The organism is Dokdonella sp., from assembly GCF_017744955.1.
Taxonomy (GTDB): domain Bacteria; phylum Pseudomonadota; class Gammaproteobacteria; order Xanthomonadales; family Rhodanobacteraceae; genus Dokdonella_A.
The window spans coordinates 126421-153109 of the sequence record NZ_JAGIAG010000003.1 but is presented as its reverse complement, the minus strand read 5'-3'; the positions used below and the strand labels follow the sequence as shown (position 1 = coordinate 153109).

Sequence of the window (26689 nt, the reverse complement as noted above, 5' to 3'; positions counted from 1 at the left end):
CCCGCGCAAGCGGGCATGCCCGCACGAGGGCGCGTGCGTCCTGCTTTCGCGGGCGAGGCGTCGTCGGCCTCGCCCTCGAAGCGCAGCGGCACCGGCAGAGCGAATGCGTTTCCGATCCCCGCCGGCCGATCGCTCAGGGCGGATCGCCGGCGTTCTTCAGCGTCTCGCGCACCGCGTCGAAGCGCGGATCGAGCGCGATGCGCCGCTCGGACATGACGGTGCCGGCCGGCAGGCGCAGCAGTTCGCGCAGGTGCCGTGCGGCCTCGTCGAGATGGCCGGTGGCCGTTTCGATCTCCGCCAGCGCGGCAAGATAGGTCGGGCCGTCCATCGCGTCGCGCGAAACCGGGAAGCGCTCCAGCGCGCGCCGCCCGTTCGCCAGCGCAGCGTCGTTCTCGCCGAGGCCGGCCTCGGCCAGCCCGAGCAGGCTCAGCAGGTGCGCATCTTCGCCTTGCGCGCGCAGCTTTTCCAGCAGCACGTCGCGCGCTCGCGCGTACGCCGCGTGCGCCTGCGTGGCGTCGCCCTTGAGTGCGAAGGCGTGCGCGCGCAGCAGGTCGCTCGGCATCGTGGCTGGAAAATAGACCGCCTCGAGCCACTCCGGCGCCGAGGTCAGCGCGGCCAGCGCGCCGTCGGCGTCGCGTTGCATGTAGCGCGTGGTGGAACGCAGCGCCGTGCTCAGGCCGCCCGGATCGAAGCCGGCCGGCAGCGTGTCCAGGGCGCGCTGCGCGCCTGGCAGGTCGCCGGAAATCAGCAGCGCCAGGGTGCGGTACAGCGCCGGGCCGTGGTTGTTCGGATCGGCCGATTGCGCGCGGTCGTAGGCTTTCAGCGCGTCGTCGTAGCGGCGCAGCATCGCGTAGGAGTCGCCGAGCACCATCGGCCAGCGCGAATTGCGCGGATCGAGCGCGGCGATGCGTTCGTAGCCGGCAATCGCTTCCTGCACCTGGCCCATGCGGCGCTGCACGCTGGCGATCGCCGAGCCGATCTCGACGTCGCCGGGCAGGGCCTGGCGCACGCGTTCGAACTCGCGCAGCGCGGCGGCGTAGTCGAGATCGCGGTAGTAGTGCACGTAGCCGCGCGCGAGATGCGCCTGCGGCAGGTCCGGCGCGAGTTCGAGCGCCTTCTTCGCGGCGTCTTCGGCAGCGGCGATGGTCGCCGGCGAAGGATCGAGATGGAACCAGTAGGCCAGGCTGTCGAGATAGGCGAGCCGCGCCCAGGCCAAGGCGAACTTCGGATCGCGCGCGATCGCCTGCCGATACAGCGCCCGCGCCTGCGCCGCCGCGCCGGCCATGTCGTCGGCGCCGACGCGACCGACCTGCTCGGCCAGGTACTCGGCCTTGAGGAAGTCGTCGTAGGCCTGCGCGTCGCGCGTGGGCACGTAGGCGACGTGCTCGGCTTCCGAATGCAGCAGCTTGGCCTTCAGCGCCGCGGCGACGTGCTCGGCGATCTCGTTCTCGACGTCGAACAGGTCCTCGATGCGGCGCGTATACGACTCCGCCCACAGGTGATTGCCGCTGCCGCCGTCGATCAGCTGCACGTTGACGCGGAAGCGCTCGCCGTCGCGCTGCACGCTGCCCTCGAGCAGGGCGGCGACGCCGAGCTGCGTTGCCACGGCGCGCGCGTCGGCCGGATGGCTTTCCTCGTTCTTGGTCGCGGCGCGCGACATCACCTGCAGATCGCCGATCGCGGCGAGCTTGGTCAGGATCGTGTTCTGTACGCCGGCGGCGAAATACGCGGCGTCCGGATTGCGCGCGAGTTCGGCGAACGGCAGCACCGCCAGGGAGTGCGGCGACGCCGCCGGCGCGCGCAGGCTGCGGTAGGCGAGGCCGATCGCGCCGGCGATCGCCGCCAGCGTGAGCAGGGCAATGCCCGCGGCGAGGCGCCATCGGCGCCGGTTCGGCGTCGGCACGGCCGGAGTACCCGCCGTTGCCGGCGAGGTTCCGGCGTCGACGCCGCTGTCGGATTCCTCCTCGATCGGCGGCGAGACCGGCCCGGCTTCCGGCTCCGACCCGGACTTGCCGACGAAGCGGTAGCCGTGCCCGCGCACGGTCTCGATGTACAGCGGCGTTTCGCCGGTGTCGCCGAGCGCCTTGCGCAGGGCGCGGATGTTCCAGCTGAGGTTGTTCTCCTCGACGATGGTGTCCGGCCAGACCTGGCTCAGCAGCGTCTCGCGGCTGCGCAGCTTGCCCGGCGCCTCGGCCAGGGCCAACAGCAGGTCGAACGCCTTCGGGGTCAGCGCGATCGCGACGCCGTCGCGGTACAGGCGCCGCTCGGTCGCGTCGATGCGGAACGGGCCGAAGGTCGGCAGGTACTGCGTTGCCGGGGACGACGGCGGTTCCAAGCGAAGACTCCCACACAAATCACAGAGAAATACCACGCGCCCCACAGGCGCTGTCGGCACCGTCGCAGGCAACATAATTTACCCCATCGCGTCCGCCCGCTCGGCGCGCGCGCCCGCCACTCCGACATTCCCGCGAGGTCTCCCCTTGAAGTCGCCCTTGCTTGCCGTCGTCGCGTTGACCGCCGCGCTCGGCGGCGCTTTCACGCTCGCCGCCGCCGATCCGATCTCCAGTCCGCTCCCGTGGGACGACGTGCGCGGCGAGGCCGGCTATCGATTCGAAATGGTCGCGCCGATGCCGCAGGCACTGGTCCTGCACAGCGCGACCGTGCTCCCGTCGGATCAGGTACTGGTCGCCGGAGGGACGAATGCCTTCCTGTACGACCCGGCGCAGCGCAGCTGGGCGACGACGGCTGCGATGATCGAGGCGCGATCCGGCCACGGCGCGGTGCGCCTGGCGTCCGGCCGGGTGCTGGTGTTCGGTGGCGGCACCGACAGCACTGTGGCCAGCGCCGAACTGTACGATCCGGCGAGCGCAACCTGGGCGGCGACCGGATCGATGGCGACGCCGCGCGATCGCTTCGCCTACGCGACGTTGGCCGACGGCCGCGTGCTGGTCGCCGGCGGCAACAATTTCCAGAACGGTCAGGGCAACGTGCTGGCCGGCGTCGAGATCTACGATCCCGCCAGCGGAACCTGGAGCACGGCCGCGCCGCTGGCCGAGGCGCGCATGAATCATGTCGCCGCCCTGCTCGCGAACGGCAAGGTACTGGTGGCGGGCGGCTACTCCGCCGCACAGAACGCGGCCCTGGCCACGGCCGAGATCTACGACCCGGCCAGTGACACCTGGAGCCCGGCGGCGGCGATGCCGGAGCGGCGCCTCCAACCCACCGCGACGCGCCTGCTGTCGGGCAAGGTGCTGGTCGTGGGCGGCGCCCCGGAGCCGTTCACCAGCGGCTTGAACAGCGCCACCCTCTACGATCCGGCCACCGACACCTGGCAGGCGACGCCCGCGCTGGCTCTGCCGCGCAGCGGCCACAGCTCGAGCCTGCTGCCGTCGGGCAAGGTCCTGGTGGCGGGGGGCGGCGGTGCCGGCCCCGGCGACATCGAATCCACCAACACCTCGGAACTCTACGATCCGGACGTCGGCACTGCCGGCAGCTGGAGCGAAGGCCCGCGGCTGACCACGCGACGCTTCGTCCATGAAGCCACCGTGCTGACGTCGGGAGAGGTGCTGCTGACCGGTGGTTTCATACCGGTGGGCAAGCCGATCCCCACCTCCGAGGTTGATCTGTACACCAACCTCGGCAGCGCGGCGGCGAGCGTCGGTCCGGCGCAATTGACCTTCCGCGTGGCCACGGGAACCACGGCGAGTCGTGTACTGACGGTCGCCAATACCGGCGCGGCGACGACGACCTTGACCTACGCGATTACGGATTCGGCGCTCGACTGCGTCGAGCCGAGCGATGTCGCCTGGCTGGGTGCGAGTCCGGCCAACGGCAGCGCCGTCGGCGGCAGCTCGGGCGCGGTCGACGTCACCGTCGACGCCGCCGATCTGGCCGTCGGTTCGTACTCCGCCTGGATCTGCCTGACCACGAGCGATGCGAGACAGCCGCGTGTCGCCGTACCGGTGCAGGTCGTCGTCGAGCGCGCCTCGGACTCGATCTTCCAGGACGGCTTCGACGGCGTGCAGCCGGTGCAGGACCCGGGTTTCGAGACGCCTCTCGTCGAGCCGCCGTTCTGGGCCGGCAGCGATGGTCAGGGCGGCGCCGACGCGTCCTTGTTCCAGACCGGCAGCAACCAGGCACATGCCGGCAACGGCTTCGTGCAGTTCGGCGGACGTTTCACCGACGCGTTGACGCAGTCCGTTGCGCAGCATGTGGTGATTCCGGTCGGCTCGGCTCGGCTGAACTACTGGCGCAAGGTGTCCAACCCGCCCGCGGGGCTCGAGGCGACGTGGACGGTGCGCATCGACGGCCAGATCGTCGAGACCGACAGCGTACTAGGCGCGGAATTCGAGTCGGAATACGAGGCCCGTTCGGCCAATATCGGCGCCTACGCAGACGGTTCCTCGCATCGGATCGAGATCCGCTACGACTATGTGCCGGACCCGGACAGCTTCGCCAACGACGGCATGATTCAGCTCGACGACGTCACGATCGAGTCTGCGCCGTAACGGATTGTCGGGGATGCGTGCCGCGTCGGCGGAGGCCGCCGACGCGGCTGCGGTCGGCGCGTAGTGATCGCGTTGGTTGTGCGCGGCCGCCCCATTCTTGAGGATGCCCCATGCAAGGGATGCCCCTCGTTCGCGGGCATGACGCTTGAGCCGTCGTTCAGAGGTTGATCTCCGGTCAGCGTGGCTGGCGCCGTGCCGAAGGTCGTGCGCCGCGGCTCGCCGAGGGCAGGCCTATGATCGCTGCCGACCGGCGTGGGTTCAGGGCGAATCGCCCGCCTGCTTCAGCGTCTCGCGCACCGCGTCGAAGCGCGGATCGAGCGCGATGCGCCGCTCGGACATGACGTTGCCGGCCGGCAGGCGCAGCAGTTCGCGCAGGTGCCTGGCGGCGTCGTCGAGGCGGCCGGTGGCGGCTTCGATTTCCGCGAGCATGGACAGATACATCGATCCGTCCATCGCGTCGCGCGAAACCGGAAAGCGTTCGTGTACGAGCCGCCCGTTCGCCAGCGCGGCGTCGTTCTCGCCGAGCCCGGCCTGGGCCAGTCCGAGCAGGCCCAGCAGGTGTGGGTCGTCGGCTTGTGCGCGCAGTTTCTCCTGCAGCGCGTCGCGCGCCCGCGCGTAGGCCGCGCGCGCCTGCGCCGTGTCGCCCTTCAGCGCGTAGGCATACGCGCGCAGCAGGTCGCTCGGCATCGTGGCCGGCAGATAGACCGCTTCGAGCCAGTCCGGTGCGGTCGCCAACGCGGCCAGGGCACCATCGGCATCGCGCTGCATGTAGCGAGCAGTGAACAGCAGCGCAGTCGTCCAGCCGCTGGGATCGAAGCCGGCCGGCAGCGCGTCCAGCGTGCGTCGCGCGTCCTGCACGTCGCCGGACGTCAGCAGCGCCAGCACGCGGTACAGCGCCGGGCCGTGGTTGCCCGGGTCGGCCGCCTGCGCGCGGTCGTAGGCCTTCAATGCGTCGTCGTAGCGGCGCAGCATCGTGTACGAGTCGCCGAGCGCCATCGGCCAGCGCGAGTTGCGCGGGTCGAGCGCGGCGATGCGTTCGTAGCCGTCGGCGGCCTCCTGCACGCGGCCCAGCCGTCGCTGCACGCTGGCGATCGCGAAGCCGATGTCGGCGTCGCCCGGCAGCGCCTGGCGCGCGCGCTCGAACTCGCGCAGCGCGGCGGCGTAGTCGAGGTGGCGGTAGTAGTAGACGTAGCCGCGCGCGAGGCGCGCCTGCGGCAGATCCGGTGCGAGCCGCATCGCCTCGACGGCGGCGTCCTCGGCGGCGGCGATGCTCGCCGGGGCGTCGTCGATGTGGAACCAGTAGGCGAGGCTGTTCAGATAGGCCAGACGCGCCCAGGCGAGCGCGAACCTCGGATCGCGCCCGACTGCCCGGCGGTACAGCGAGCGCGCCTGCTCGACGGTGCTGCGCAGGTCGCCGGCGCCGACGTGACCGACCTGTTCGGCCAGGTACTCGGCCTTGAGGAAGTCGTCGTAGGCTTGCGGATCACGCGTCGGCACGTAGGCGACGTGCTCGGCCTCGGCGTGCAGCAGCTTGGCCTTCAGCGCGGCGGCGACCTGCTCGGCGATCTCGTTCTCGACGTCGAACAGATCCTCGATCCGGCGCACGTACGACTCCGCCCACAGGTGGCTGCCGCTGCCGCCGTCGACCAGTTGCACGTTGACTCGCACGCGCTCGCCGTCGCGCTGCACGCTGCCTTCGAGCAGGGCGGCGACGCCGAGCTGGGCGGCGATCGCGCGCGCGTCGACCGGATGGCTTTCCTGGTCCTTGGTCGAGGCGCGCGACATCACCTGTAGATCGCTGATTGCGGCGAGCTTGGTCAGGACCGTGTTCTGCACGCCGACCGCGAAGTACGCCGCGTCCGGGTTGCGCGCCAGGTCGGTGAACGGCAGCACGGCCAGCGAATGCGGCGGCACCGCCGGCGCGCGCAGCGCGCGATAGGTCAATCCGGCGGCGGCGAGCAGGAGCAGCGCGAGCAGGGCGATGACGCCTGGGCGAAGCCGGCGGCCCTTGGGTGACCGGGCTATCGGCGTTGCGCGGTCGGGGAATGCCGCCGGCAAGGCAGGCGAGGCGGAAGTACCGCCGGCCGGCGGCAACGCGACGGCGTCGCCGAGAAAGCGGTAGCCGCGGCCGCGCACGGTCTCGATGTAGAGCGGGGTTTCACCGACGTCGCCGAGCGCCTTGCGCAGGGCGCTGACGTTCCAGCTGAGGTTGTTCTCCTCGACGATCGTGTTCGGCCAGATCCGGTCCAGCAGTTCTTCCCGCCCGCGCAGACGTCCGGGCGCCTCGACTAGAGCGAGCAGCAGGTCGAAGGTCTTCGGCTTCAGCGCGATCGGAGCGCCGTCGCGATACAGCCGCCGTTCGCCCGCGTCCACCAGGAAGGGGCCGAACGCTTGGCGCTCCGTCCGTGCCGGGCTGGGTGACGTTTTCACAGGCGGCAAGACAACTCACAGAGAAAAACAAGACTCGGCAAAGGCTCCGTGCCGGCGCCGCGGGCAGCATGAATGTACCGCATCGCGCTTGCAGATGGCCGGCGAGACATTTTTTCACCTGAGTGTTTCCGCCAGCCCCGCTTTTCGGCGTCGCGATCGCTCGTTGTTGCCGCCTTCTACTTGTACTTGTTCCACATATGGGAGACCTGAGATGACTCGATCGATACTCCGCCATCCTCTTTTCTTGCAGCAAGGCAGCGCCGGCTCTTCAGCCGAGAAGAGTCGCAAGCGCCAATGGCGTGGCCGCGCGATTTCTTTGGCTTTGTCGGCGGGTGTCCTGTCGACGAGCGGCTCGGCATACGCGCAGTCCGGCGATATGTTTACCTACGCCATTATTCCAACGGTCATGGACTACAACTATACGCCGGTGCCCGTACCTAACGCGGAGTATGTATTTACCATCCACTGCTCGGGTGCGGCTGGCGACTTGGCGCAGCCTTCGGTGACGTTCACGTCCAACGGCGAGGGCGTGATTTCGCCTCCCGTGGGAGAGTTCGACATGCCCGTGCCGAACGATTGCATCATGACGTGGACTACCCCATCGGATCCTCCGCCCGGGTATAGCTGGGAGGTTCGCCAGCCATATAGCTTTCAACCCTCGGAGCCTGGCGGCATGAAGGTCTGGTACATGATCGGCGTAATGACCGGCAGCTTGAAAATCACCAAGACCGTGAACATGCCGCTGCCGCGAGACGCCACGTTCGATTTCACGGTCGACTGCACTCACCCGGAAACGGCCGTTACGCCGATCGCCGCCACCGACGCCACCCAGCACATCGCGATGACGGCTGGAGCCACCACCGGCAGCGTGAAGGTCGCGCATATCGCTGCAGGAAGCACCTGCACGATCGCCGAAAGGCCGCCGGCGCCGATTCCCGGCTACGCGTGGGGCTCCATGCCGGAACCTCACTCCGGCTTGGCGATCGCCAACATCACCGAAACCGCAACGGAATTCACCAACATCCTCACGCCGACGGATCCGGATTTCATCTTCGCCAACGATTTCGACGCCGAGTGAATTCGGTGCGGCGCGCCGGCGAGGGTTCCGACGCGTCATTTCTTGCTTGCCGGGTTCGCGCGGCGCGTCGGCGCCGTGCGGCTCGCGCAGGACGAGCCGCGAACCCCGCACCGGTGGCGTGGATCGTGGCGGCGGCCCTTCTCAGTGCTGCGTCGGCGAAGACTCCTCCGGCGCATCCGCGGCGAACACCGCGGCGATGTCGTCGTCGTCGAACACGTAGCGGCGGCCGCAGAACTCGCAGGTGATCTGCACCGAGCCCTGTTCGGCCAGCACCGCCTCGTTCTCCTCGCGGCCGAGCGAGCGCAGCATGCCGGCGACGCGCTCGTGCGAGCAGGTGCAGCCGAAGGCGAGCGGCTGGGCCGGCTGCAGGCGCACGCCTTCCTCGTGGAACAGGCGCAGCAGCACTTGTTCCGGCGGCAGCTCGAGCAGTTCCCGGTCGGTCAGCGTGGCGAGCAGGTGCTGCGCGCGGTTCCAGCCGTCGGCGTCGCCGAGCGGCGCGCCGCCGGCGGTGGCGATCTGCTGCAGCATCACGCCGCCGCAACGCGCCTCGCCGGCGCCGAGCACGAGCCGCGTCGGCAACTGCTCGGAGCGCTCGAAGTAACCCTCGAACGCGCGCGCGAGGTCGTCGCTCTCGACCGGCACCAGGCCCTGGTAGCGCGCCTCGGTGGCGGCGTTCTCGATCGTGATCGCGAGCCGCGCGCCGGTTTCCAGCCGCGCGCCGGCGGACGCGGCCGACGGGTCGACGCGCGCGATGCCGCGCACCAGGCCGTCGTGCGTGCAGTCGGCGAACAGCAGGCGCAGCGCGCCGCTGCCGCGCAGGTGGATCGACAGGCGTCCTTCGAACTTCAGCGCGCTGGTGAACAGGGCGCTCGCGGCGAGCGCGCGGCCGAGCAGGCTGGCCGTCGCGCCGTCGTAGCCGCCGGTCTCGCGCACGGTGCGCCAGGCCTGGTCGAGCCGGACGATGGCGCCGCGCACGCCGGCGCGTTCGAGTTGGAAACGGTGGAGGAAATCGTTGGATGTCGTCATGTTCGGATTCGTGAAGCGGTGCGAGCGACGCCGCGCGGCGTCGCTGTCGAAGCGAAGGGGAGGCCCATCACATGGAGGCGCGCGGGGTCGCGGACAACCGCGCTTCCCCTGCCGTCGCGGACCGGACTGTAGCCCGAATTTCGTCGTACGTCGGCTTTTCGCGCACCGACCAAGGTCGAATCGCACGAATCTTCGTTTTTTGCCAGAGCAGTTGTGAATGCGCGAAGACCGCCGCGCGCGGCCGTGCGCTTCACGCCGCCTTGCGCGCGCCGAGGGTGGCGAGCAGGTCGCCGGCCGCGCGCAGGCGTTCGCTGGCGCCTTCCAGCGGCATCTTGAACTTCAGCTTGTCCTGGCCGTCGAGCGCATACACGCGCGGCTGCGACTGGATCAGGCGGATCACGGTCATCGGCTCGATCGCCGGCTGCGGGCGGAAGATCACGCGGCCGCCGTTCGCGCCGATCTCGAGCTTGCGGATGCCGAGCGGCGTCGCGGCGAGCTTGAGCGAGGTCACCGCGAACAGGTGCTTGAGCGGATCGGGCAGCAGGCCGAAGCGGTCGATCATCTCCACCTGCAGGTCGCGCAGGCCTTCCTCGTCGCGCGCGCTGGCGATGCGCTTGTACAAGGTCAGGCGCGCGTTGACGTCGGGCAGGTAGTCGTCCGGGATCAGCGCCGGCAGGTGCAGTTCGACTTCGGCCTCGTGCTCGCTGGAGAGATCGAAGTCCGGCACTTTGCCCTGCTTGAGCGCGCGCACGGCGCGGTCGAGCATCTCGGTGTAGAGCGAGAAGCCGACTTCCTCGATCTGTCCGCTCTGCTCCTCGCCGAGCAGTTCGCCGGCGCCGCGGATTTCCAGGTCGTGCGTGGCGAGGGTGAAGCCGGCGCCGAGCTCGTCGAGCGAGGCGAGCGCGTCGAGGCGCTTTTCCGCGTCGGCGGTGATCGAGCGGCCTTCCGGCACCATCAGGTAGGCGTAGGCGCGATGGTGCGAACGGCCGACGCGGCCGCGCAGCTGGTGCAGCTGCGCCAGGCCGAATCGGTCGGCGCGGTTGATGATGATGGTGTTCGCGCTCGGCACGTCGATGCCCGACTCGATGATCGTGGTCGCCACCAGCACGTTGAAGCGCTGGCGATAGAAGTCGAGCATGATCTGCTCGAGTTCGCGGTCCGGCATCTGGCCGTGCGCGTAGCGGATGCGCGCATCCGGCATCAGCTCGGCCAGCTCGCGCGCGGTCTTCTCGATCGTCTCGACGTCGTTGTGCAGGAAGTAGACCTGGCCGCCGCGTGCGTGTTCGCGCTGCATCGCCTCGCGGATCAGCGCCGGGTCGTACGGGCCGATGAAGGTCTGCACCGCCAGGCGGTGCGCCGGCGGCGTGGCGATGATCGACAGGTCGCGCAGGCCGGCCATCGCCATGTTCAGAGTGCGCGGGATCGGCGTCGCGGTCAGCGTGAGCAGGTCGACCTCGGCGCGCAGCTTCTTCAGCGCTTCCTTCTGGCGTACGCCGAAGCGCTGCTCCTCGTCGATGATGACCAGGCCCAGATCCTTGAACTTCACGTCCGGCTGCACGAGCTTGTGCGTGCCGATCATCACGTCGATCTGCCCTTCGGCGAGCTTGTCCAGCGCGGCGCGGATTTCCTTGGTCGACTTGAAGCGCGACAGCACCTCGACGCGGATCGGCCAGTCGGCGTAGCGGTCGCGGAAGTTCTGGTAGTGCTGCTGCGCCAGCAGCGTGGTCGGCGCGAGCACGGCGACCTGCTTGCCGGCCATCGCCGCGACGAACGCGGCGCGCAGCGCGACTTCGGTCTTGCCGAAGCCGACGTCGCCGCAGACCACGCGGTCCATCGGCCGCGCCGCGGCGAGGTCGGCGATGACGGCGTCGATGGCGGTCGCCTGGTCGGCGGTCTCCTCGAACGGGAACGCCGCGGCGAACTGCTCGGTGGTCTCGCGGTCGACCGCGATCGCGCTGCCCTGGCGCGCCTCGCGCTGCGCATAGATCGCCAGCAGCTCGGCGGCGACGTCGCGCACCTTCTGCGCGGCCTTCTTCTTCGCGCGCTCCCAGGCGTCGCCGCCGAGCGCGTGCAGCGGCGCCAGCTCCGGCGCGGTGCCCGAGTAGCGCGAGACCAGATGCAGCTGCGCCACCGGCACGTACAGCTTGTCGCCCTTGGCGTACTCGATGGCGAGGAATTCCGACGACTCGCCGCCGACGTCGAGCTTGAGCAGTCCCTGGTAGCGGCCGACGCCGTGGTCGATGTGCACGATCGGCGCGCCGGGGACGAGTTCGGACAGGTCGCGCAGCACCGCTTCCGGGTCGCGCGCGGCGCGCTTGCGCCGGCGCACCTGCTGCGCGCGTTCGCCGTACAGCTCGCGCTCGGTGAGCACCGTCAGCGCGGGCTCGGTCAACGCGAAGCCCTGTTCGAGCGGCGCGACGGCGATGCCGAAGCGGTTCGCGTCGGCGGCGAATTCGCCCCAGGCGGCGTAGGTCTGCGGGCGCAGGTGCGCCGCGGCGAGTTGTTCGATCAGCGCCTCGCGGCGGCCGGCCGAGTCGGTCGCGATCAGCACGCGGCCCGGATAGGCGGAGACGAAGCGCCGCAGCGCGTCGCCGGCTTCCTCGCCCTTGCGGTTCAGCGGCAGCGACGGGGCCGGCTGCGTGCCGAGGTCGACGGCGTGGTCGTTGCCGCCCTTGGCGACGATGTCCACGCGCAAGGTCGCGTTCAGCCGCTCGCGCAGCTGCTGCGGCGACAAGTACAGCTCGGCCGGCGGCAGCACCGGCCGTTCGACGTCGTGCGCGCGCTGCTCGTAGCGCTGGCCGGTCTGCGTCCAGAACGTCTCGGCGGAATCCAGCGCGCCTTCGCCGAGCACGAACAGCGCGTCACCCGCGAGGTAGTCGAACAGCGTCTCGGTGCGTTCGAAGAACAGCGGCAGGTAGTACTCGATGCCGGCCGGCGTGGCGCCTTCCTTGATGTCCTGGTACAGCGGACAGCGGCGCGGGTCGATCGGGAAGCGTTCGCGCAGCGTGTTGCGGAACGCCTTCGCCGACTCCTCGGTCAGCGGGAACTCGCGCGCCGGCAGCAGGCGCACCGAGTCGACCTTGTGCGAGGAGCGCTGCGTTTCCGGGTCGAAGCTGCGGATCGAATCGATCTCGTCGTCGAACAGCTCGATGCGGTACGGCTCGACCGTGCCCATCGGGAAGATGTCCAGCAGCGCGCCGCGCACGGCGAAGTCGCCGGGTTCCTGCACCTGCGGCACGTTGCGGTAGCCGGCCGCTTCGAGGCGGCGCTGTTCATGCGCCAGATCGAGTTTCTGCCTGAGTTCGAGCACCAGGCCGGAGCCGCTGACGTAGCTGCGCGGCGCCAGGCGCTGCATCAGCGTCGCCGCGGAGGCGACCAGCACGCCGCGGCGCAGGCCGGGCAGCCGGTACAGCGTGGCGATGCGCTGCGAGACGATGTCCGGGTGCGGCGAGAACAGGTCGTAGGGCAGGGTTTCCCAGTCCGGGAACTGCAGCACCTCGACCTCGCCGCCGGCGAACACCGCCAGCTCCGCCTCGAGCGCGTGCGCCGCGTGCGTGTCCGGCGCGACGACGACGACCAGTCCGGCATGCACGCGCGCGGTCTCGGCCAGCGTCAGCGCCAGCGCGGAGCCGTGCGGCGCGTTCCAGTAGCGGCGCTGCTTGGTCGAGGTCGGAAGAGGCGGGCGGATCAGCGGCGAGGACATGGCACTGGGAATCGGGCGACCGGCAACCCGGCAGACGGGAATCGGACGAGCGGAAAGATGAGAAGATGCGGCACCCATCGCCGCGAACCAAGCCGGGCAGTTTAACCGACCGGGGGTCCGGGCCGGATGCCCGTCACATCGCGGGCGCACGATGGCCACGGGCCGGCACCGTCTTCGACGGCGCTCGAACCCGCAGCTGCGCGGGCCGAAAGTCATGCCGTTCCTTGCTCTTTACGTCGGTTTACCGGCGGGCGCGGAACCTGGTTCGCCGCGATCGTTCACAATGAGATTCGTTCTCGATAACAACGGAATGCAAGGCATGCGAGGAACCGCCCCTCAACGTCGCCGCGTCGCGCTGTCGCTCCTGTTCGCGGGCGCGCTCGTGTCGTGCTCGAAGGAGCGCGCGCCGCCGCCGGCGCAGCCGGTGCCGGTCAGCGTGACGCAGGCGGTCGCGCGCGACATGCCGATGCTGGCGACGGCGCCGGGCAACGTCGAGACGATCAACAGCGTGGCGGTGAAGTCGCAGATCGACGGCCAGTTGCTCGAATCCTTCGTCAAGGACGGCGCCGACGTCGCCAAGGACCAGTTGCTGTTCCGCATCGATCCGCGCCCGGCGCAGGCCGCGTTGCAGCAGGCGCAGTCGGCGCTGGCGAAGGACCAGGCCACGCTGGCGCAGGCGCGCTCGCAGGTCGGGCGCTACAAGGACGTCGCCGCCAAGGGTTACATCTCGGCCGACCAGATGGAGCAGTACCGCACCAACCTCGGCGTCGCGCAGGCCGCGGTCAAGGTCGACGAGGCCAACGTCGCCGCGGCGAAGCTGACGCTCGGCTACACCGAGATCCGCTCGCCGATCGCCGGCCGCATCGGCCGCATCCTGATCCAGCCCGGCAACGTGGTGAAGGCCAACGACGTCAATCCGCTCGTCGTCATCAACCAGGTCGAGCCGATCTACGTCAACTTCGCGCTGCCGAGCTCCCTGCTCGGACACGTGCTGAAGGCGCAGAGGCAGGCGCCGCTCGCGGTGCGCGCCAACGTGATCGGCATCGACGCCCCGGTCGAAGGCAAGGTCGCCTTCGTCGACAACGCGGTCGACACGAGCACCGGCACGATCCGCCTGCGCGGCGAGTTCGCCAACACCGAGCACGTGCTCTGGCCGGGGCAGCTGGTCGGCGTCAGCCTGACGCTCGGCCACGACGTGAATGCCGTCGTGCTGCCCGACGCGGCGGTGCAGAACGGCCCGAACGGAACCTACGTCTTTGTGGTGAAGCCGGATCGGCACGCCGAGCAGCGCGCGGTCAAGGTCGCGCGCGTGGTCGAAGGCCACGCGGTGATCGAAAGCGGCCTCGCCGCCGGCGAGACCGTCGTGCTCGACGGGCAGTCGCGCGTCGAGGACCAGTCGCCGCTGAAGATCGACGAGCCGGCGGCAGGCGCCGGACAGGCCGCGGAAGCCGCGCGGTGAACGTGTCGGAGATTTTCGTACGACGCCCGGTCATGACCACCCTGGTCATGATCGGCATCCTGGTGTTCGGCGTCGTCGGCTATCGCGCGCTGCCGGTGGCGGCGCTGCCGAACGTCGACTTCCCGACCATCTCGGTCAACGCCAGCCTGCCCGGCGCGTCGCCGGAGACGATGGCGTCGGCGGTGGCCACGCCGCTGGAGAAGCAGTTCTCGACGATCCCGGCGATCGACTCGATGACCTCGCAGAGCTCGCTCGGCTCGACCAACATCACGCTGCAGTTCGCGCTCGACCGCAACATCGACGCCGCCGCGCAGGACGTGCAGGCGGCGATCTCGGCCGCGCTGCGCCAGCTGCCGACGCAGATGACCACGCCGCCGACCTTCCGCAAGGTCAACCCGGCCGACGCGCCGATCTTCTACATCGCGTTCACCTCCAAGACGCTGCGCCTGTCGACGCTGAACGAGTACGCGGAGAACACGCTGGCGCAGCGCATCTCGATGGTCGGCGGCGTGGCCCAGGTCAACGTCTGGGGTTCGCAGAAGTACGCCGTGCGCATCGACCTGAACCCGGACGCGCTGTCCGCGCGCGGGCTCGGCATCGACGCCGTCGCCGACGCCGTCGGCCGCGGCAACGTGAACCTGCCGACCGGCACCTTGTACGGCCCGAACCGCGTCTACAACGTCATGGTCGACGGCCAGATGTTCGACGCGGCGGCGTTCGGCGACCTCATCGTCAGCTACCAGAACGGCGCGCCGGTGCGCCTGAAGGACGTCGCCCACGTCTACGACGGCGTGCAGAACGACAAGGGCGGCGCGCTGCTCAACGGCGAGCGCGGCGTGGTGCTGGCGATCCAGAAGCAGCCCGGCGCGAACACGATCCAGGTCGTCGACGACATCAAGCACCTGCTGCCGGCGTTCGAGCGCTCGCTGCCGGCCGGCGCCGAACTGAACGTGATCTACGACCGCTCGCAGAGCATCCGCGAGTCGGTCGCCGAGGTGAAGTTCAGCCTGGTGCTCGCGCTGGGCCTGGTGGTGCTGGTGATCTTCCTGTTCCTGCGCAACCTGTCGGCGACGGTGATCCCGTCGCTGGCGCTGCCGATGTCGATCGTCGGCACCTTCGCGATCATGTACGCGTTCGGCTTCAGCATCGACAACCTGTCGCTGATGGCGCTGACGCTGGCGGTCGGTTTCGTCGTCGACGACGCGATCGTCATGCTGGAGAACATCGCCCGCCACATGGAGATGGGCAAGGACCGCCTGACCGCCACGCTCGACGGCGCGCGCGAGATCGGCTTCACCATCGTGTCGATGACCTTGTCGCTGGCGGCGGTGTTCATCCCGGTCGTGTTCATGGGCGGCATCGTCGGGCGCCTGCTCAACGAGTTCGCGGTGACCATCGTCGCCGCGGTGCTGGTGTCCGGCTTCGTCTCGCTCAGCCTGACGCCGATGCTGTGCAGCCGCTGGCTGCGTTCGCCGCATTCGATCCGGCACGGCCGCGTGTACCAGTGGAGCGAGCGCGCGTTCGACGCGGTGCAGAATTTCTACCGCCGCACGCTGGAGGCCTGCGTCAGGCATCCGCGCAGCGTGATGGCGCTGTTCCTGGTGCTGGTGGCGGTCACCGGCGCGATGATCGTGCGCATGCCCAAGGGCTTCCTGCCCAACGACGACACCGGCCAGCTGTTCGTGTTCACGCAGGCGGCGCAGGACATCGGCTTCGACGCGATGCTGGAGAAGCAGCGCGCCGCGATCGAGATCATCCGCAAGAATCCGAACGTCGGCTTCGTGATGGCCTTCGTCGGCGCCGGCGGTGGCGGCGGCGCGCTCAATCAGGGCCGCGTCATCGTCAACCTGAAGCCGCCGCACGAGCGCGTCGGCGCGGACGAGGTGGTGCAGCAGCTCCGGCCGCAGCTGCAGGGCATCGCCGGCCTGCAGGCGTTCCCGCAGAACCTGCCGCTGATCCGCATCGGCGGCCGTCCGACCAACAGCGTCTACCAGTTCGCGCTGCAGGACACCGACAGCCAGCGCCTGTTCGAGTGGACGCCGAAGCTGGTCGCGGCGCTGTCCAAGCAGCCCGGATTCCTCGACGTCACCAGCGACATGCTGATCGCCAACCCGCGCCTGGACGTGAGCATCGACCGCGACGCCGCGGCCGCCTACGGCGTCACGCCGCAGGCGATCGAGAACGCGCTGTACTACGCGTTCGGCCCGGCCCAGGTGTCGACGATCTACACCGACTCGGACCAGTTCTGGGTGCTGCTGCAGGTCGATCCGAAGCGGCAGGCCGACACCTCGGTGCTGTCCTCGATCTACGTCACGCCGACGCTGCCGCCGAAGAGCGCCGCCGGCGACGCGACCGCGGTGCCGTCGACGCAGCTGGTGCCGCTGTCGGCGGTGACGCGCACCGGCCATTCGGTCGGCGCGGCGACGATCAACCACCTCGGCCAGGTTCCGGCGACGACGGTGTCGTTCAATCTCGCGCCGGGCATGTCGCTCAGCGACGCGGTCGCCGGCGTCGATCGCGTCGTCGCCGAGCTGAAGCTGCCGGAGACGATCACCACCTCGTTCCAGGGCACCGCGCAGTCGTTCCAGGATTCGGTCGCCGGCATGGGCGTGCTGCTGCTGCTGGCGATCTTCGTGATCTACCTCGTGCTCGGCATCCTCTACGAGAGCTTCATCCATCCGCTGACGATCCTGTCCGGCCTGCCGACCGCGATCTTCGGCGCGCTGCTCACGCTGATGCTGTTCGGCAAGGAGCTCGATCTCTACGGCGCGGTCGGCCTGATCATGCTGATCGGCATCGTCAAGAAGAACGCGATCATGATGATCGACTTCGCGCTGGAGAAGCAGCGCGAAGGCGAGATCGCCACGCGCGCGATCGTCGACGCCAGCGTGATCCGCTTCCGCCCGATCATGATGACGACCTTCGCCGCGCTGATGGGCACCTTGCCGATCGCGCTCGGCATCGGCGCCGGCGCCGATGCGCGCCGGCCGCTCGGCCTCGCCGTGGTCGGCGGGTTGATCACCTCGCAGCTGCTGACGCTGTACATCACGCCGGTGATCTACATCTACTTCGAACGCTTGCAGGAACGCTTGCGGCGGCCCAGGGCGGTTCGCCCGGCGGTCTGATCCGCGGGCGGCACTCGTCGTCGCGAAGGCGCACCGATTCCGTACCGGAATCGGTGCGCGCATTCGGAACGATGCGAATCCTGCGGATCCCGGCAAACCTCCGCCGGGATCCGCGGGAGCGTCACTGGCAAGCCGGATCGAACCCGTTGCGGAACAGCACGTCGAGATTCAACTCCGCATAGGCCAGCGCGCTGTCGTTGCCGGCGTACGGATCGGGCGTGGTCTCGCTGCCGGTGGCTTGCAGGCGAAGCGGCTGGTTGGAGCCGTATCCGGCCGGAACGCAGACGGTCGTCTGTACCGTGCGCGTCGCGCCGGCGGCGAGATCGCCGATCGAGCACGGCCACGCGCCGGTGCAGTCGCCGGCGTTGCCGACGAACACCAGTCCCGCCGGCAGGCTCGCGTTCAACTGCACGCCTTGCGCGGCGCTCGGGCCGTTGTTGGTGATGCTCACCGAATAGACGAAACGCTCGCCGCGCTGGACCAGCTCCGGTGCCTGCACCGTCACCGCGATGTCGGCGCCGGCACCCACCGTGGTGTGCGCCGCGAACACGTTGTCGTCCATGTCCGGGTCCGGTGTGGTGCTGCTGACGGAAGCGGCGTGCGTGACCGGGTTGCTGCCGGCGTAGTCCGACGGCACCGTGAAGTTCACCACGAAGCTGCGCGTGGCTCCCGGCGCCAACGTGCCGAGCGCGCAGGGCAGGGCGGTGCAGTCGCCGGTCACCGCGCCGGCGACGAGTCCGGCCGGCGGCGTGTTGCCGACATTGACGCCGGCGGCGGCGCTCGGTCCGGCGTTGGCGACGGTCACGGTGTAGGCGATCGTTCCGCCCGCGAGCACCGCGGGAGTGCCGGTCTGCGTGATCGACAGGTCGGCCGAATCGCCGAGCGCAACACTGGCGTCGGCGCTGTTGTTGGCCGGGGTCGGATCGTTGGTGGCGGAGCTGACCGTGGCGACGTTCGCGACCGGACCTGCGCCGGCGTAGTCGTACGGAATGCGGAAGGTCGCGTTGACGATCCGCAGCGCGCCGCTGGGCAGCGTACCGAGATCGCACGGGAACGCCGTGGCGCACGCTCCGCTGTTGGACACGAAGACCAGTCCCGCCGGCGTCGGATCGGCGAGGCTGACCGCGCTCGCGCTGGCCGAGCCGTTGTTGCCGACGGCGATGGCGTAGGTCACGGTGCCGCCGCGAACGGCGCCGGCCGGGGCCTGCATGGTCAGCGTCAGATCGGCGTCGTGCGAGACGCTGCTGGTGAACGAGGCGGCGTTGTTCTCTGGCACCGGATCGTCCGTCGTGCTGGCGACGCTGGCGTTGTCGACGATGTCCGGTTGCGCGTAGCCGTCCGGGATCGAGAAGGTGGCCACGATCGTCTTGCTCGCGCCGGCGGCGAGGTTGCCGAGCTGGCACGGGAACGCCGTCGCGCAGTCGCCGGCGGTGGACGCGAACGTCAATCCCGCCGGCGTCGGATCGGCGACCGACACCACCTGCGCCGGACTCGGGCCGGCGTTCGACACGGTGATCGTGTAGCTGATCGTGCCGGGCGCGCCGGCGCTGGACGGGCCGCTCAGCGCGATCGACAGGTCGGCGCTCGCCCCAATCGTCGTGGTGACCGACGCGCTGTTGTCGGCGGGGTTCGGATCCTCGGTCGCGCTGCTCGCGCTGGACTGGCTGACCAGTGTGGCGGCGGTGTAGCCGGCCGGAATCGCATAGGTCAGCGTGACCGTGCGGCTCGCCGTCGGCGCGAGGCTGGCGATCGTGCACGGCAGGCTGGCGCAGTCGCCGCTGATCGCCGACAGCATCACGCCGGCCGGGGTCGGGCTCGACAGCACGACCTGGTTGGCGGTGTCCGGGCCGTTGTTCTTCACCGTGATCGCATAGGTGGCCTGGCCGCCGGCGACCGCCGTGGCGGAGCCGGTCTGCGTGACCGCGAGGTCGGCGCCGTGGCCGATCGCCGCGTCCGGCAGCGGCCAGACCCAGGCGCCGCGCGAGCGCGTGAACGCCGCCAGCGTGGTGAAGCCGCGATCGACCGCGAGGTCCCACACCATCACGCGCGGGAAGTCCTCGAAGTAGTGCCAGGTCGGCGCATCGGCCGAGATGTCGTCGGTGTAGTACAGGCCCCAGTCGGTGCCGATGAACACCTGATCGGGACGGTTCGGGTTCGGCATGATCTGCTCGACCGGAATGTTCGGCAGGTTGCCGCTCTTGTCCTTCCAGGCGAAGCTCGAACAGCCGTAGTCGGCGCAGGTCGCCTGGAACACGTGGCCCGGGCGTCCCGGCGTGTTCTGGTCGAAGCCGCCGACCGCCGCGTAGACGACGAGCGCCGAGCGCGGATCGAAGCGCACGCCGAAGATCGGACGGTTCGGCAGCACGCGGTTGCCGTCGGTCAGGTCGATCGCCTGCGCGCAGTTGCCGTCGGTCGGCGGGGTCGCCGGACAGTTGGCCGCCACGCTGGTGCCGAGGCCGAACACGATCTGCACGTTGCCGTCGGTGGTGCCGACCGCCGCCACCGTCGGATCGGTGAAGGAGTAGGCGACGTAGTTGATGTAGGAACGGTTGCTGGTGCCGAGCACCAGCGTGTTCTTGGTCAGGTTCGGCGTGCGCGCCTTCCACGACGCGCGCATCGCGGTCGTGTTGGCGTTGGTCATGTCGATCGTCTCCCACAGGCGGTTGGTGCCGGCGATCATGTGGTTGCAGCCGTTCGCCGTGCTGCATCCGCTGTCCGGCGCGTCGAGCGCGCCCCATTTGTAGATGTCGTAGGACATCGCGAAGATCGTGCTGGACAGGTCGCCCGTGCCGCCCCAGGTGCCGCCGGTGTTGCCGGACGCGGTGGAGAAGCCGCCCGACATCGTGTTGCCGTAGGTGAGGCTGCGCGCGAGCGAGCCGTACTGGCTGGAGTTGAACCAGATCGCGTTGCCGATCGGCTCGATCTTCGTGGTGGTGCCGTCGCCGGCGCAGTTGGACGTCCATTTGACCGGCCCGACCGGCTGGCCGTCGAACTTGACCGCCGAGCAGCCGTTGTCCTGCGCGCCGGCGCCGATCGCCGGCGTCGCGGAATTGGCGAAGTTCGACGTGATGTCGCCGAAATAGAACTCGATCGTGTTCAGCGTCTCGTTGAGCTGGCGGAAGCTCGGGAACGGCGCGGTCGAATTCTCCGTGTAGTACACGCCGCCGTCGCTGCCGATCAGCATCTTCTCGCCGCCGCCCGGCAGGAACGCGCGCGCGTGGTGGTCGACGTGGACGTGGTCGAGCGTTCCCGCCGGCTTGGTCGTCCAGCCGCAGGTGATGTCGACGTAGCTGGCGCCGCCGTCGGTCGAGCGGTACAGGTCGAAGCCCGACAGGAAGGTGATTTCCGGATTGGTCGGATGCACGGCGAGGCCGGCGTCGTACCACATCTGCGTGCCGCCGCCGGTCGAGTTGCCGTCGCTGCCGCAGCGGGCGACGTTCGCGGTGGAAGCCGTCTTGGTCCAGGTGTCGCCGCGATCGTTGCTGCGCCATACGCCGAGCACGTTGGAGCCCGACACCGAAGCCGCCATCGCGTAGATCGTCTCCGGTTGGCTCGCCGAGACGGCCAGCTCGATGCGGCCGATGTCGGTGCCCCCGGCGGTGCCGGTCGGATTGCCGCTGCCGGTTCCCGCCGGCCAGCCGTTGGCGAGCAGCGTCCACGCGCCGGTGGCCGGGCAGCCGCCGCCCGGAATGCGCTCCAGGCGATAGACGCCGTTGGCGCCGTTCTGGCCGATGTCCGGCTGCGTCGGCGTCGCGTTGCCGCGCGTGCCGATCGCCACGTACAGCCGCGTGCTGCCGTCGCCGTTGCTGACCGGGATCAGGCCGGTGACGTCCTGGCGCTGGCGGTTCGCGCTGGTGGCGAATTCGTTGACGAAGCACGGGCCGGTCCAGTTCTCGCCGGCGTCGTAGGAGAAGTACACGCTGGTCTTGGTGCCGACGACGATGGTGCGCGAGTCGTTCGGATCGACGGCGACCTTACCGATGGCCTGGTACTGCGGGAAGCCGCCGCCGATCGGCGCGTAATACGGACTGAACACCTCGGTGCCGAGCAGGCGCCAGCTGGCGCCCTGGTCGGTGCTCTTCAGCACACCGTTGGCGCCGAAGGAGAAGTTGCCGAAGTTGAGGTCGCCGGTCGCCGCGTAGATCGTCCGGTGGTCGTTCGGATCGATCGTGAGATCGGAGATCGACAGGCCGGCGATTTCCGGGATGTCGGTGACGATCTCCCAGGTGGTGGTGTTGTTCGGCGGCGCATCGAGCGAGCAGCAGGTCGTGGTCTTCCAGATGCCGCCGCCGTCGGTGCCCGCGTAGGCGATGGTCGGATCGACGGGATCGACCGCGATGACGTTGACGCGGCCGGAGACCGAACCGTAGCTCTGCTGGGTGTTGTTCTCCGGCATCGGCCCGAGCGGCGTGAAGCGGTTCGCGTCGAGGGTCAGCGGAGAATCCGGAACGCGGGTCTTCTGGTAGGTCCTGACGCCGGCCGGCGCCGCCTGCGCGATGGCGCGGTTGGCCACGGCGGCCTCGGTGGCCCAGGCCGGGTCGAATCGTCCGGTCGGATAGGTGTAGCGGAGAATCCAGTCGTCGCCGTTGGGAGGACCGTCGTCGTCCTCGCCTTCGTCCTGCTCGTGCCATCCGTCGGGATGGGCGAACTGCAGATAAGCGGCCGTGGCGCCGGCCGCGATGGTCAACGTGAAAGCGAAAGGCAATAGCAACTTGCGCATGAAACCCCCGGAATGCGAATGCAGAATGGACTTCGCGCCCGGGCGTGCGTATTCCGGGCGCGACGCAACGCCGGCTGCGGCGGCTCGCGACGCGCAGCGGAGGGATTCCAATGGGATGCCTTGGCCGGGTGGATGAACCCGACACGCGACCGTCGTGATGATCTCCAGCCGGACCCCCACTTGTCCGTCTGAAGAATGATTCCTTTCCCCCTGGGGATGGAGTCTATGTGACGACAGATTGATTACAAGCGCTTTCGCCCGTCTTTACATCGGCGACTGCCGGAACGCCTCAATCGGTCGCGGCGAGGCGCGGATCGTCGAGCGCGAAACGCACGCGCACGGTGTCGAGTTCGCCGGGAATCGCCTCGCGCTCGGCGCCGAGATAGGCGGCCAGATCGAGCATCGCGGTGTTCTCGGTCAGCACCAGGCCCCACAGCTCGCGCAAGCCGCGGCGACGGCTTTCGGCGAGCAGCCGGCGCAGCAGCGCGCGGCCGACGCCCTTGCCGGTGAGCGAGGGATCGACGATCAGCGCGAACTCGGCGCTGTCCAGCGTGCGGTCGACGTAGAGGCGTCCTTCGCCGCGGATCTCGCCGTCCGCATCGGTCGCGACGAAGGCGGCGCCCCGCTCGGGATCGACGTTGGCGAGCAGGTGCAGCATCTCCGGCGACAGCTCGTTCATGCGATGGAACACGCGCAGGCGGATCTGCTCCGGCGTCAGCCGCGCGAAGCCGCGCTGCAGCGCCTCGACGTCGTCCGGCCGCACCGGGCGCAGCCACAAGGTCTGCCCGTCGACGGTGCGGAACGCATCGCCGTCGACGGTCGCCGGCGACGTGGTGGCGGCGCGGTGGTCACGGCGCGGCGGGCGGGTGGGGGAGTGATAGGGAGTCATTGCTGCGTCGCAAAATAGCGAAACCCCGAAGCCGGCGCGACCCGAGGCGAAATGCGCGTCAGCGCGCAGTCAGTCTCGAATGATCGTCAATGTCGGTGAACGCAACGTATTCGGACAGCAACGTTTCAACTCGAACCGTGCGCGCAATCGAACGGCAGCCACGCATGCATCCAGTGCGCGCCGGGCAGCCAGGGTCCGGCCAGGGTCAGGGCGGCGCTGGCGAGCAGCACGCAGCCGGCGGCGCGGCGCGCGCCGGGGCGGCCGGCCCAGCCGGCCAGGCGCTGCGCGCCGAGGCTGCCGGCGAACAGCGCCGGCGCGGTGCCGAGGCCGAACGCGGCCATCGTCGCGGCGGCGTCGAGCGCGTCGAGGCGCGTCGCCGCGATCAGCAGCACGGTGTAGACGAAGCCGCACGGCATCCAGCCCCACACCAGACCGAACGCGAACGCGCGCGGCAGGTTCGTCACCGGCAGCAGGCGGCGGCCGAGCGGGGCCAGTTTCGACCACAGGCGCCGGCCGATGCCGAAGCCCGGATCGCGCACGCGTCCGAACGCGACCAGCGCGCCGAGCAGCAGCGCCGCCGCGCCTAGCGCGCGCAGGGTGGCGCGCACCGCGTCGAGATCGAGCAGGCCGAACAGCCCGCCGAGCACGCCGCCGATCACCAGGCCCGCCAGCGTGTACGAGACGATGCGGCCGAGCTGGTAGCCCAGCAGCAGCATCGGATGCGGACGACCGTCGGCGCGCTTGGCGGTGGCGATGCCGAGCGCGGCCGAGATGCCGCCGCACATGACCAGGCAATGCCCGCTCGCGGCGAGACCGAGCAGCAACGCGGCGCCGAGCGTGAGACCGCCGCTCATGCCGTCGCGTCCCGCGACTCGCCGCGTGCGGCATCGTCCGAAGCGGCCGGCGCTCCGGCGCGGCCGGAAACGGCGGCGGGTTCGGGACTTCCGCCGACACCGGGATCGTCGAGCAGCGGCAGCAGCGCGGGCGTGTCCATGTCGTCGAACTGGTCGTGATCGACCGCCCAGAAGAACGCGATGCCGGCGGCGATCAGCAGCAGGATCGACACTGGGATCAGCGCGAGCAGGATGTTCATGCCGCCGCCTCGCGGCGCAGGCGCGCCGGTCGCGCCGCGCGCTCGCGCCGGCGGCCGATGCGCAGCGCGTTCAGCACGACCACCAGCGAGCTGATCGACATGCCGAGCGCCGCCAGCCACGGCGGCACGAAACCGAGCGCGCCGAACGGCACCACCGCCAGGTTGTAGCCGAGTGCCCAGCGCTGGTTCTGGCGCAGGATCGTCATCGTCTCGCGCGCGATCGCGCGCGCCTCGGCGATCGCGCCGAGGCGTTCGCCGGCGAGTACCACGTCGCTCGAGGCTTGCGCGAGTTCGGCGCCGGCGGCGAGCGCGACGGCGATGTCGGCGCCGGCCAGCACCGGCGCGTCGTTGATGCCGTCGCCGACGGCGATCACGCGCGCGCCATCGGCGCGCAGCGCGGTCAACCGCGCCAGCTTGTCGGCCGGTCGCTGGCGCGCGTGCCAGGTGTCCACGCCGAGACGCGCGGCGACGTCGGCGACCTTGCCTTGCGCGTCGCCGCTGACGATCTCGATGGCCAGGCCGTCGGCGCGCAAGGCGTCGAGCGCCGCGCGCGCGTCCGCGCGCAGGCGTTCGGCGAGATGGAAGGCGGCGATCGCGCCGTCCGCATCGGCGAGCACGACGGCGTCGTCGTCGTGCGCGGTCGCGCGCGCCGTGCCGGCCAAGGCGAAATCGCCGCGACCCAGGCGCAGGTGGCGGCCGTCGACGATGCCTTCGAGGCCGTCGCCGGCGTGCGCGCGCAGCGCGTCGACGACGCGCGGCGATGCCGGCGTCGCCGCGTCGGCGAGCGCGCGTGCGACCGGATGGCGGCTGCCGTGCGCGAGCGCGCCGGCGAGCGCGAGTGCCTCCTCGCGCGAATCGCCGCGCAGGAGTTCGACGCGTTCGAGCCGGAGCGGCGCCTGGGTCAGCGTGCCGGTCTTGTCGAACACCACCTGCGTCGCCGTCGCCAGCGCTTCTATCGCGTCCGGCCGCACCACCAGCACGCCACGCTGCGCCAGCACGGCGAGCGCGCGCGTCAGCGCAGCCGGCACCGCCAGCGCCAGCGCGCAGGGGCAGGAGACGACCAGCACCGCCAGCGTGGCGGTGAACGCGCGCGCGGGATCGAGCAGGCTCCAGCCGAACGCAGTGAGCGCGGCCAGCGCGAGCACGCGCGCGACGAAGCCGGCGGCGGCGCGCTCGCCGGCGACGGCGAGGCGCGGCCGTTCGGTCTGCGCGCGCGCGACGAGGGCGAGGATGCCGGCCAACACGGTGTCGGCGCCGATCTGCTCGACGCGCAGCCGCGCCGGTCCCTGCACGAGCAGGCTGCCGGCGACCAGCATGTCGCCGGTGCGCTTGGCGACCGCGGCCGATTCGCCCGACAGCAGCGCCTCGTCGACGCGGCAGTGCCCGCTTTCGAGTACGCCGTCGGCCGGCACCGCGCCGCCTTCGGCGACGTGCACGCGATCGCCGCGCGCGAGCTCGGCGGCGGCGACGCGTTCGAGCGAGCCGTCGGCGCGCACGCGGTCGGCGAACATCGGCGTCAGTCGCGCCAGCGCGTCGCCGAGATCGCCGGCGCGATGGCGCGCGCGCATTTCCAGGTAGCGGCCGACCAGCAGGAAGAACACGAACATGCCGATCGAATCGAAGTAGACCTCCTCGCCGCCGCGGATCGCCTCGACCAGGCTGGCGAGATAGATCAGCGCGATCGCCAGCGCGACCGGCACGTCCATGCCGAGCCGGCGCGCGCGCACGGAACGCAGCGCGCCGGCGAAGAACGGCGCGGCCGAATAGAACACCACCGGCGTCGCGACGAGCAGGCCGAGCCAGCGGAACAGGTCGCGCGTGGAGGTGTCGGACGCGTCGAACGCGCCGAGGTAGAGCGCACTGGCGTACATCATCGCCTGCATCGCGCCGAAGCCGGCGACGATCAGCCGCTTCAAGGCGAGGCGCGATTCGCGCCGGCGTGCGTCGTCGAGCGCGGCGACGTCGAGTGGCAGGCCGCGATAGCCGGTGCGCGCGAGCGCGGCGAGGATCCTGGGCAGCGAACAGCGCGTCGCGTCCCACACCACGCGCGCGCGCTGCGCGCCGGCGTTGACCTGCACGCGGCGCACGCCGGCGAGGGCGCCGAGCGAGCGTTCGATCAGCCAGACGCAGGCGCTGCAGCGCAGGCCGTCGACGAGCAGGATCGTCTCACGCTCGTCGCCGTCGAGTTCGCGCACGACGTGGCGGGCGAGATCGGCGCGCTCCCAGGCGTCCGCATCGGACGCGGCCGCCGACGGACGCTGCGCCGGTTCGCTGCGCAAGCGGTAGTAGTCGGCCAGGCCGAGCTTGTCGATCCATTCCGCCGCGGCGCGGCAACCCTGGCAGCAGACCGTGCGCGCGACGCCGCCGACCTGCGCCTGCGGCGCATCGGCCGCGGGCAGCGGTTCGCCGCAGTGCCAGCAGCCGTCCGCGTTCACCGCGGCGTCGCCTGTGCCGGCGGCGGTTGCGCCGTCGGCACCTTGAACACACGCTCGCCGGTTGGCACGGCTTCGTCGGCGTTCTGCACGCCGAGCACGATCATCCAGATGCAGCCGCCGAGCGAACCGGCCAGCAGCAGCGCGCCGAGCCACAGCACCGGCTGGCGGTACCAGGCCCGGCCGGCGTCGGTGCGCGTCGGCGTGGCGGCGGATCGGGCCACCG

The 26689-nt window shown here is 70.3% G+C and carries 14 protein-coding genes; 4 read left to right on the top strand and 10 right to left on the bottom strand.

The window, feature by feature from the left end; all coding sequences use genetic code 11:
* Nucleotides 1-133: 133 nt before the first annotated feature.
* Nucleotides 134-2335 (bottom strand): winged helix-turn-helix domain-containing protein, encoded by a 2202-nt coding sequence (locus J7520_RS08895; RefSeq protein WP_291186909.1) that lies wholly within the window; start codon nucleotides 2333-2335, stop codon nucleotides 134-136.
* A gap of 145 nt (nucleotides 2336-2480) precedes the next feature.
* Between J7520_RS08895 and J7520_RS08890 the strand changes: the two genes are divergently transcribed.
* On the top strand, nucleotides 2481-4508 hold the full coding sequence (locus J7520_RS08890; protein WP_291186907.1) for a kelch repeat-containing protein: 2028 nt from the start codon (nucleotides 2481-2483) through the stop codon (nucleotides 4506-4508).
* A gap of 258 nt (nucleotides 4509-4766) precedes the next feature.
* Here the strand turns inward: J7520_RS08890 and J7520_RS08885 are convergent, their stop codons facing one another.
* Nucleotides 4767-6881, bottom strand: a complete 2115-nt coding sequence (locus J7520_RS08885) for a winged helix-turn-helix domain-containing protein (protein ID WP_291186904.1) — start codon at nucleotides 6879-6881, stop codon at nucleotides 4767-4769.
* A 268-nt stretch (nucleotides 6882-7149) separates the two neighbouring features.
* On the opposite strand from J7520_RS08885, the gene J7520_RS08880 reads away from it, so the two are divergent.
* Nucleotides 7150-8016 (top strand): DUF5979 domain-containing protein, encoded by an 867-nt coding sequence (locus J7520_RS08880; protein WP_291186901.1) that lies wholly within the window; start codon nucleotides 7150-7152, stop codon nucleotides 8014-8016.
* A 141-nt stretch (nucleotides 8017-8157) separates the two neighbouring features.
* On the opposite strand, the gene J7520_RS08875 is transcribed toward J7520_RS08880, so the two are convergent.
* Together J7520_RS08875 and mfd are read right to left on the bottom strand one after the other, a co-directional pair.
* Complete coding sequence (locus J7520_RS08875) at nucleotides 8158-9042, bottom strand: Hsp33 family molecular chaperone HslO (RefSeq protein WP_291186898.1); 885 nt, start codon at nucleotides 9040-9042, stop codon at nucleotides 8158-8160.
* 250 nt (nucleotides 9043-9292) lie between these two features.
* The gene (mfd, locus tag J7520_RS08870; protein WP_291186895.1) at nucleotides 9293-12745 is read right to left on the bottom strand and encodes a transcription-repair coupling factor; all 3453 of its coding nucleotides are present in this window, start codon (nucleotides 12743-12745) and stop codon (nucleotides 9293-9295) included.
* Between the two features lie 319 nt (nucleotides 12746-13064).
* On the opposite strand from mfd, the gene J7520_RS08865 reads away from it, so the two are divergent.
* Together J7520_RS08865 and J7520_RS08860 are read left to right on the top strand one after the other, a co-directional pair.
* Nucleotides 13065-14204: an efflux RND transporter periplasmic adaptor subunit gene (locus J7520_RS08865; protein ID WP_291186893.1), complete on the top strand. Its 1140-nt coding sequence runs from the start codon at nucleotides 13065-13067 to the stop codon at nucleotides 14202-14204.
* Entirely contained in the window at nucleotides 14201-17329 is a 3129-nt protein-coding gene (locus J7520_RS08860; RefSeq protein ID WP_291186890.1) for an efflux RND transporter permease subunit, read from the top strand. Before J7520_RS08865 ends, J7520_RS08860 begins: the two co-directional genes overlap by 4 nt.
* Before the next feature lie 121 nt (nucleotides 17330-17450).
* On the opposite strand, the gene J7520_RS08855 is transcribed toward J7520_RS08860, so the two are convergent.
* From J7520_RS08855 to J7520_RS08830, 6 genes are all read right to left on the bottom strand, one after another.
* Nucleotides 17451-22049 carry a DUF11 domain-containing protein gene (locus J7520_RS08855; RefSeq protein ID WP_291186887.1) on the bottom strand — a complete coding sequence of 1533 codons (4599 nt, stop codon included), beginning with the start codon at nucleotides 22047-22049 and terminating at the stop codon, nucleotides 17451-17453.
* Between the two features lie 289 nt (nucleotides 22050-22338).
* Nucleotides 22339-22938 (bottom strand): GNAT family N-acetyltransferase, encoded by a 600-nt coding sequence (locus tag J7520_RS08850; RefSeq protein ID WP_291186884.1) that lies wholly within the window; start codon nucleotides 22936-22938, stop codon nucleotides 22339-22341.
* Nucleotides 22939-23063: 125 nt separating this feature from the next.
* Nucleotides 23064-23792 carry a sulfite exporter TauE/SafE family protein gene (locus tag J7520_RS08845; protein WP_291186881.1) on the bottom strand — a complete coding sequence of 243 codons (729 nt, stop codon included), beginning with the start codon at nucleotides 23790-23792 and terminating at the stop codon, nucleotides 23064-23066.
* Entirely contained in the window at nucleotides 23789-24031 is a 243-nt protein-coding gene (ccoS, locus tag J7520_RS08840) for a cbb3-type cytochrome oxidase assembly protein CcoS (protein ID WP_291186878.1), read from the bottom strand. Before ccoS ends, J7520_RS08845 begins: the two co-directional genes overlap by 4 nt.
* Entirely contained in the window at nucleotides 24028-26466 is a 2439-nt protein-coding gene (locus tag J7520_RS08835) for a heavy metal translocating P-type ATPase (RefSeq protein ID WP_291186875.1), read from the bottom strand. Before J7520_RS08835 ends, ccoS begins: the two co-directional genes overlap by 4 nt.
* A complete protein-coding gene (locus tag J7520_RS08830) occupies nucleotides 26463-26687 on the bottom strand; it encodes a hypothetical protein (protein ID WP_291186872.1) in 225 nt (74 codons plus the stop codon). The genes J7520_RS08835 and J7520_RS08830 overlap by 4 nt, the downstream gene beginning before the upstream one ends.
* Nucleotides 26688-26689 lie beyond the last annotated feature (2 nt).

What these genes read in the sequence shown, in the direction of transcription:
- J7520_RS08880 (WP_291186901.1), top strand. Translation starts at nt 7,150, where the DNA reads ATGACTCGATCGATACTCCGCCATCCTCTTTTCTTGCAGCAAGGCAGC.
- J7520_RS08875 (WP_291186898.1), bottom strand. Translation starts at nt 9,042, where the DNA reads ATGACGACATCCAACGATTTCCTCCACCGTTTCCAACTCGAACGCGCC.
- mfd (WP_291186895.1), bottom strand. Translation starts at nt 12,745, where the DNA reads ATGTCCTCGCCGCTGATCCGCCCGCCTCTTCCGACCTCGACCAAGCAG.
- J7520_RS08865 (WP_291186893.1), top strand. Translation starts at nt 13,065, where the DNA reads ATGCGAGGAACCGCCCCTCAACGTCGCCGCGTCGCGCTGTCGCTCCTG.
- J7520_RS08855 (WP_291186887.1), bottom strand. Translation starts at nt 22,049, where the DNA reads ATGCGCAAGTTGCTATTGCCTTTCGCTTTCACGTTGACCATCGCGGCC.
- J7520_RS08850 (WP_291186884.1), bottom strand. Translation starts at nt 22,938, where the DNA reads ATGACTCCCTATCACTCCCCCACCCGCCCGCCGCGCCGTGACCACCGC.
- J7520_RS08845 (WP_291186881.1), bottom strand. Translation starts at nt 23,792, where the DNA reads ATGAGCGGCGGTCTCACGCTCGGCGCCGCGTTGCTGCTCGGTCTCGCC.
- ccoS (WP_291186878.1), bottom strand. Translation starts at nt 24,031, where the DNA reads ATGAACATCCTGCTCGCGCTGATCCCAGTGTCGATCCTGCTGCTGATC.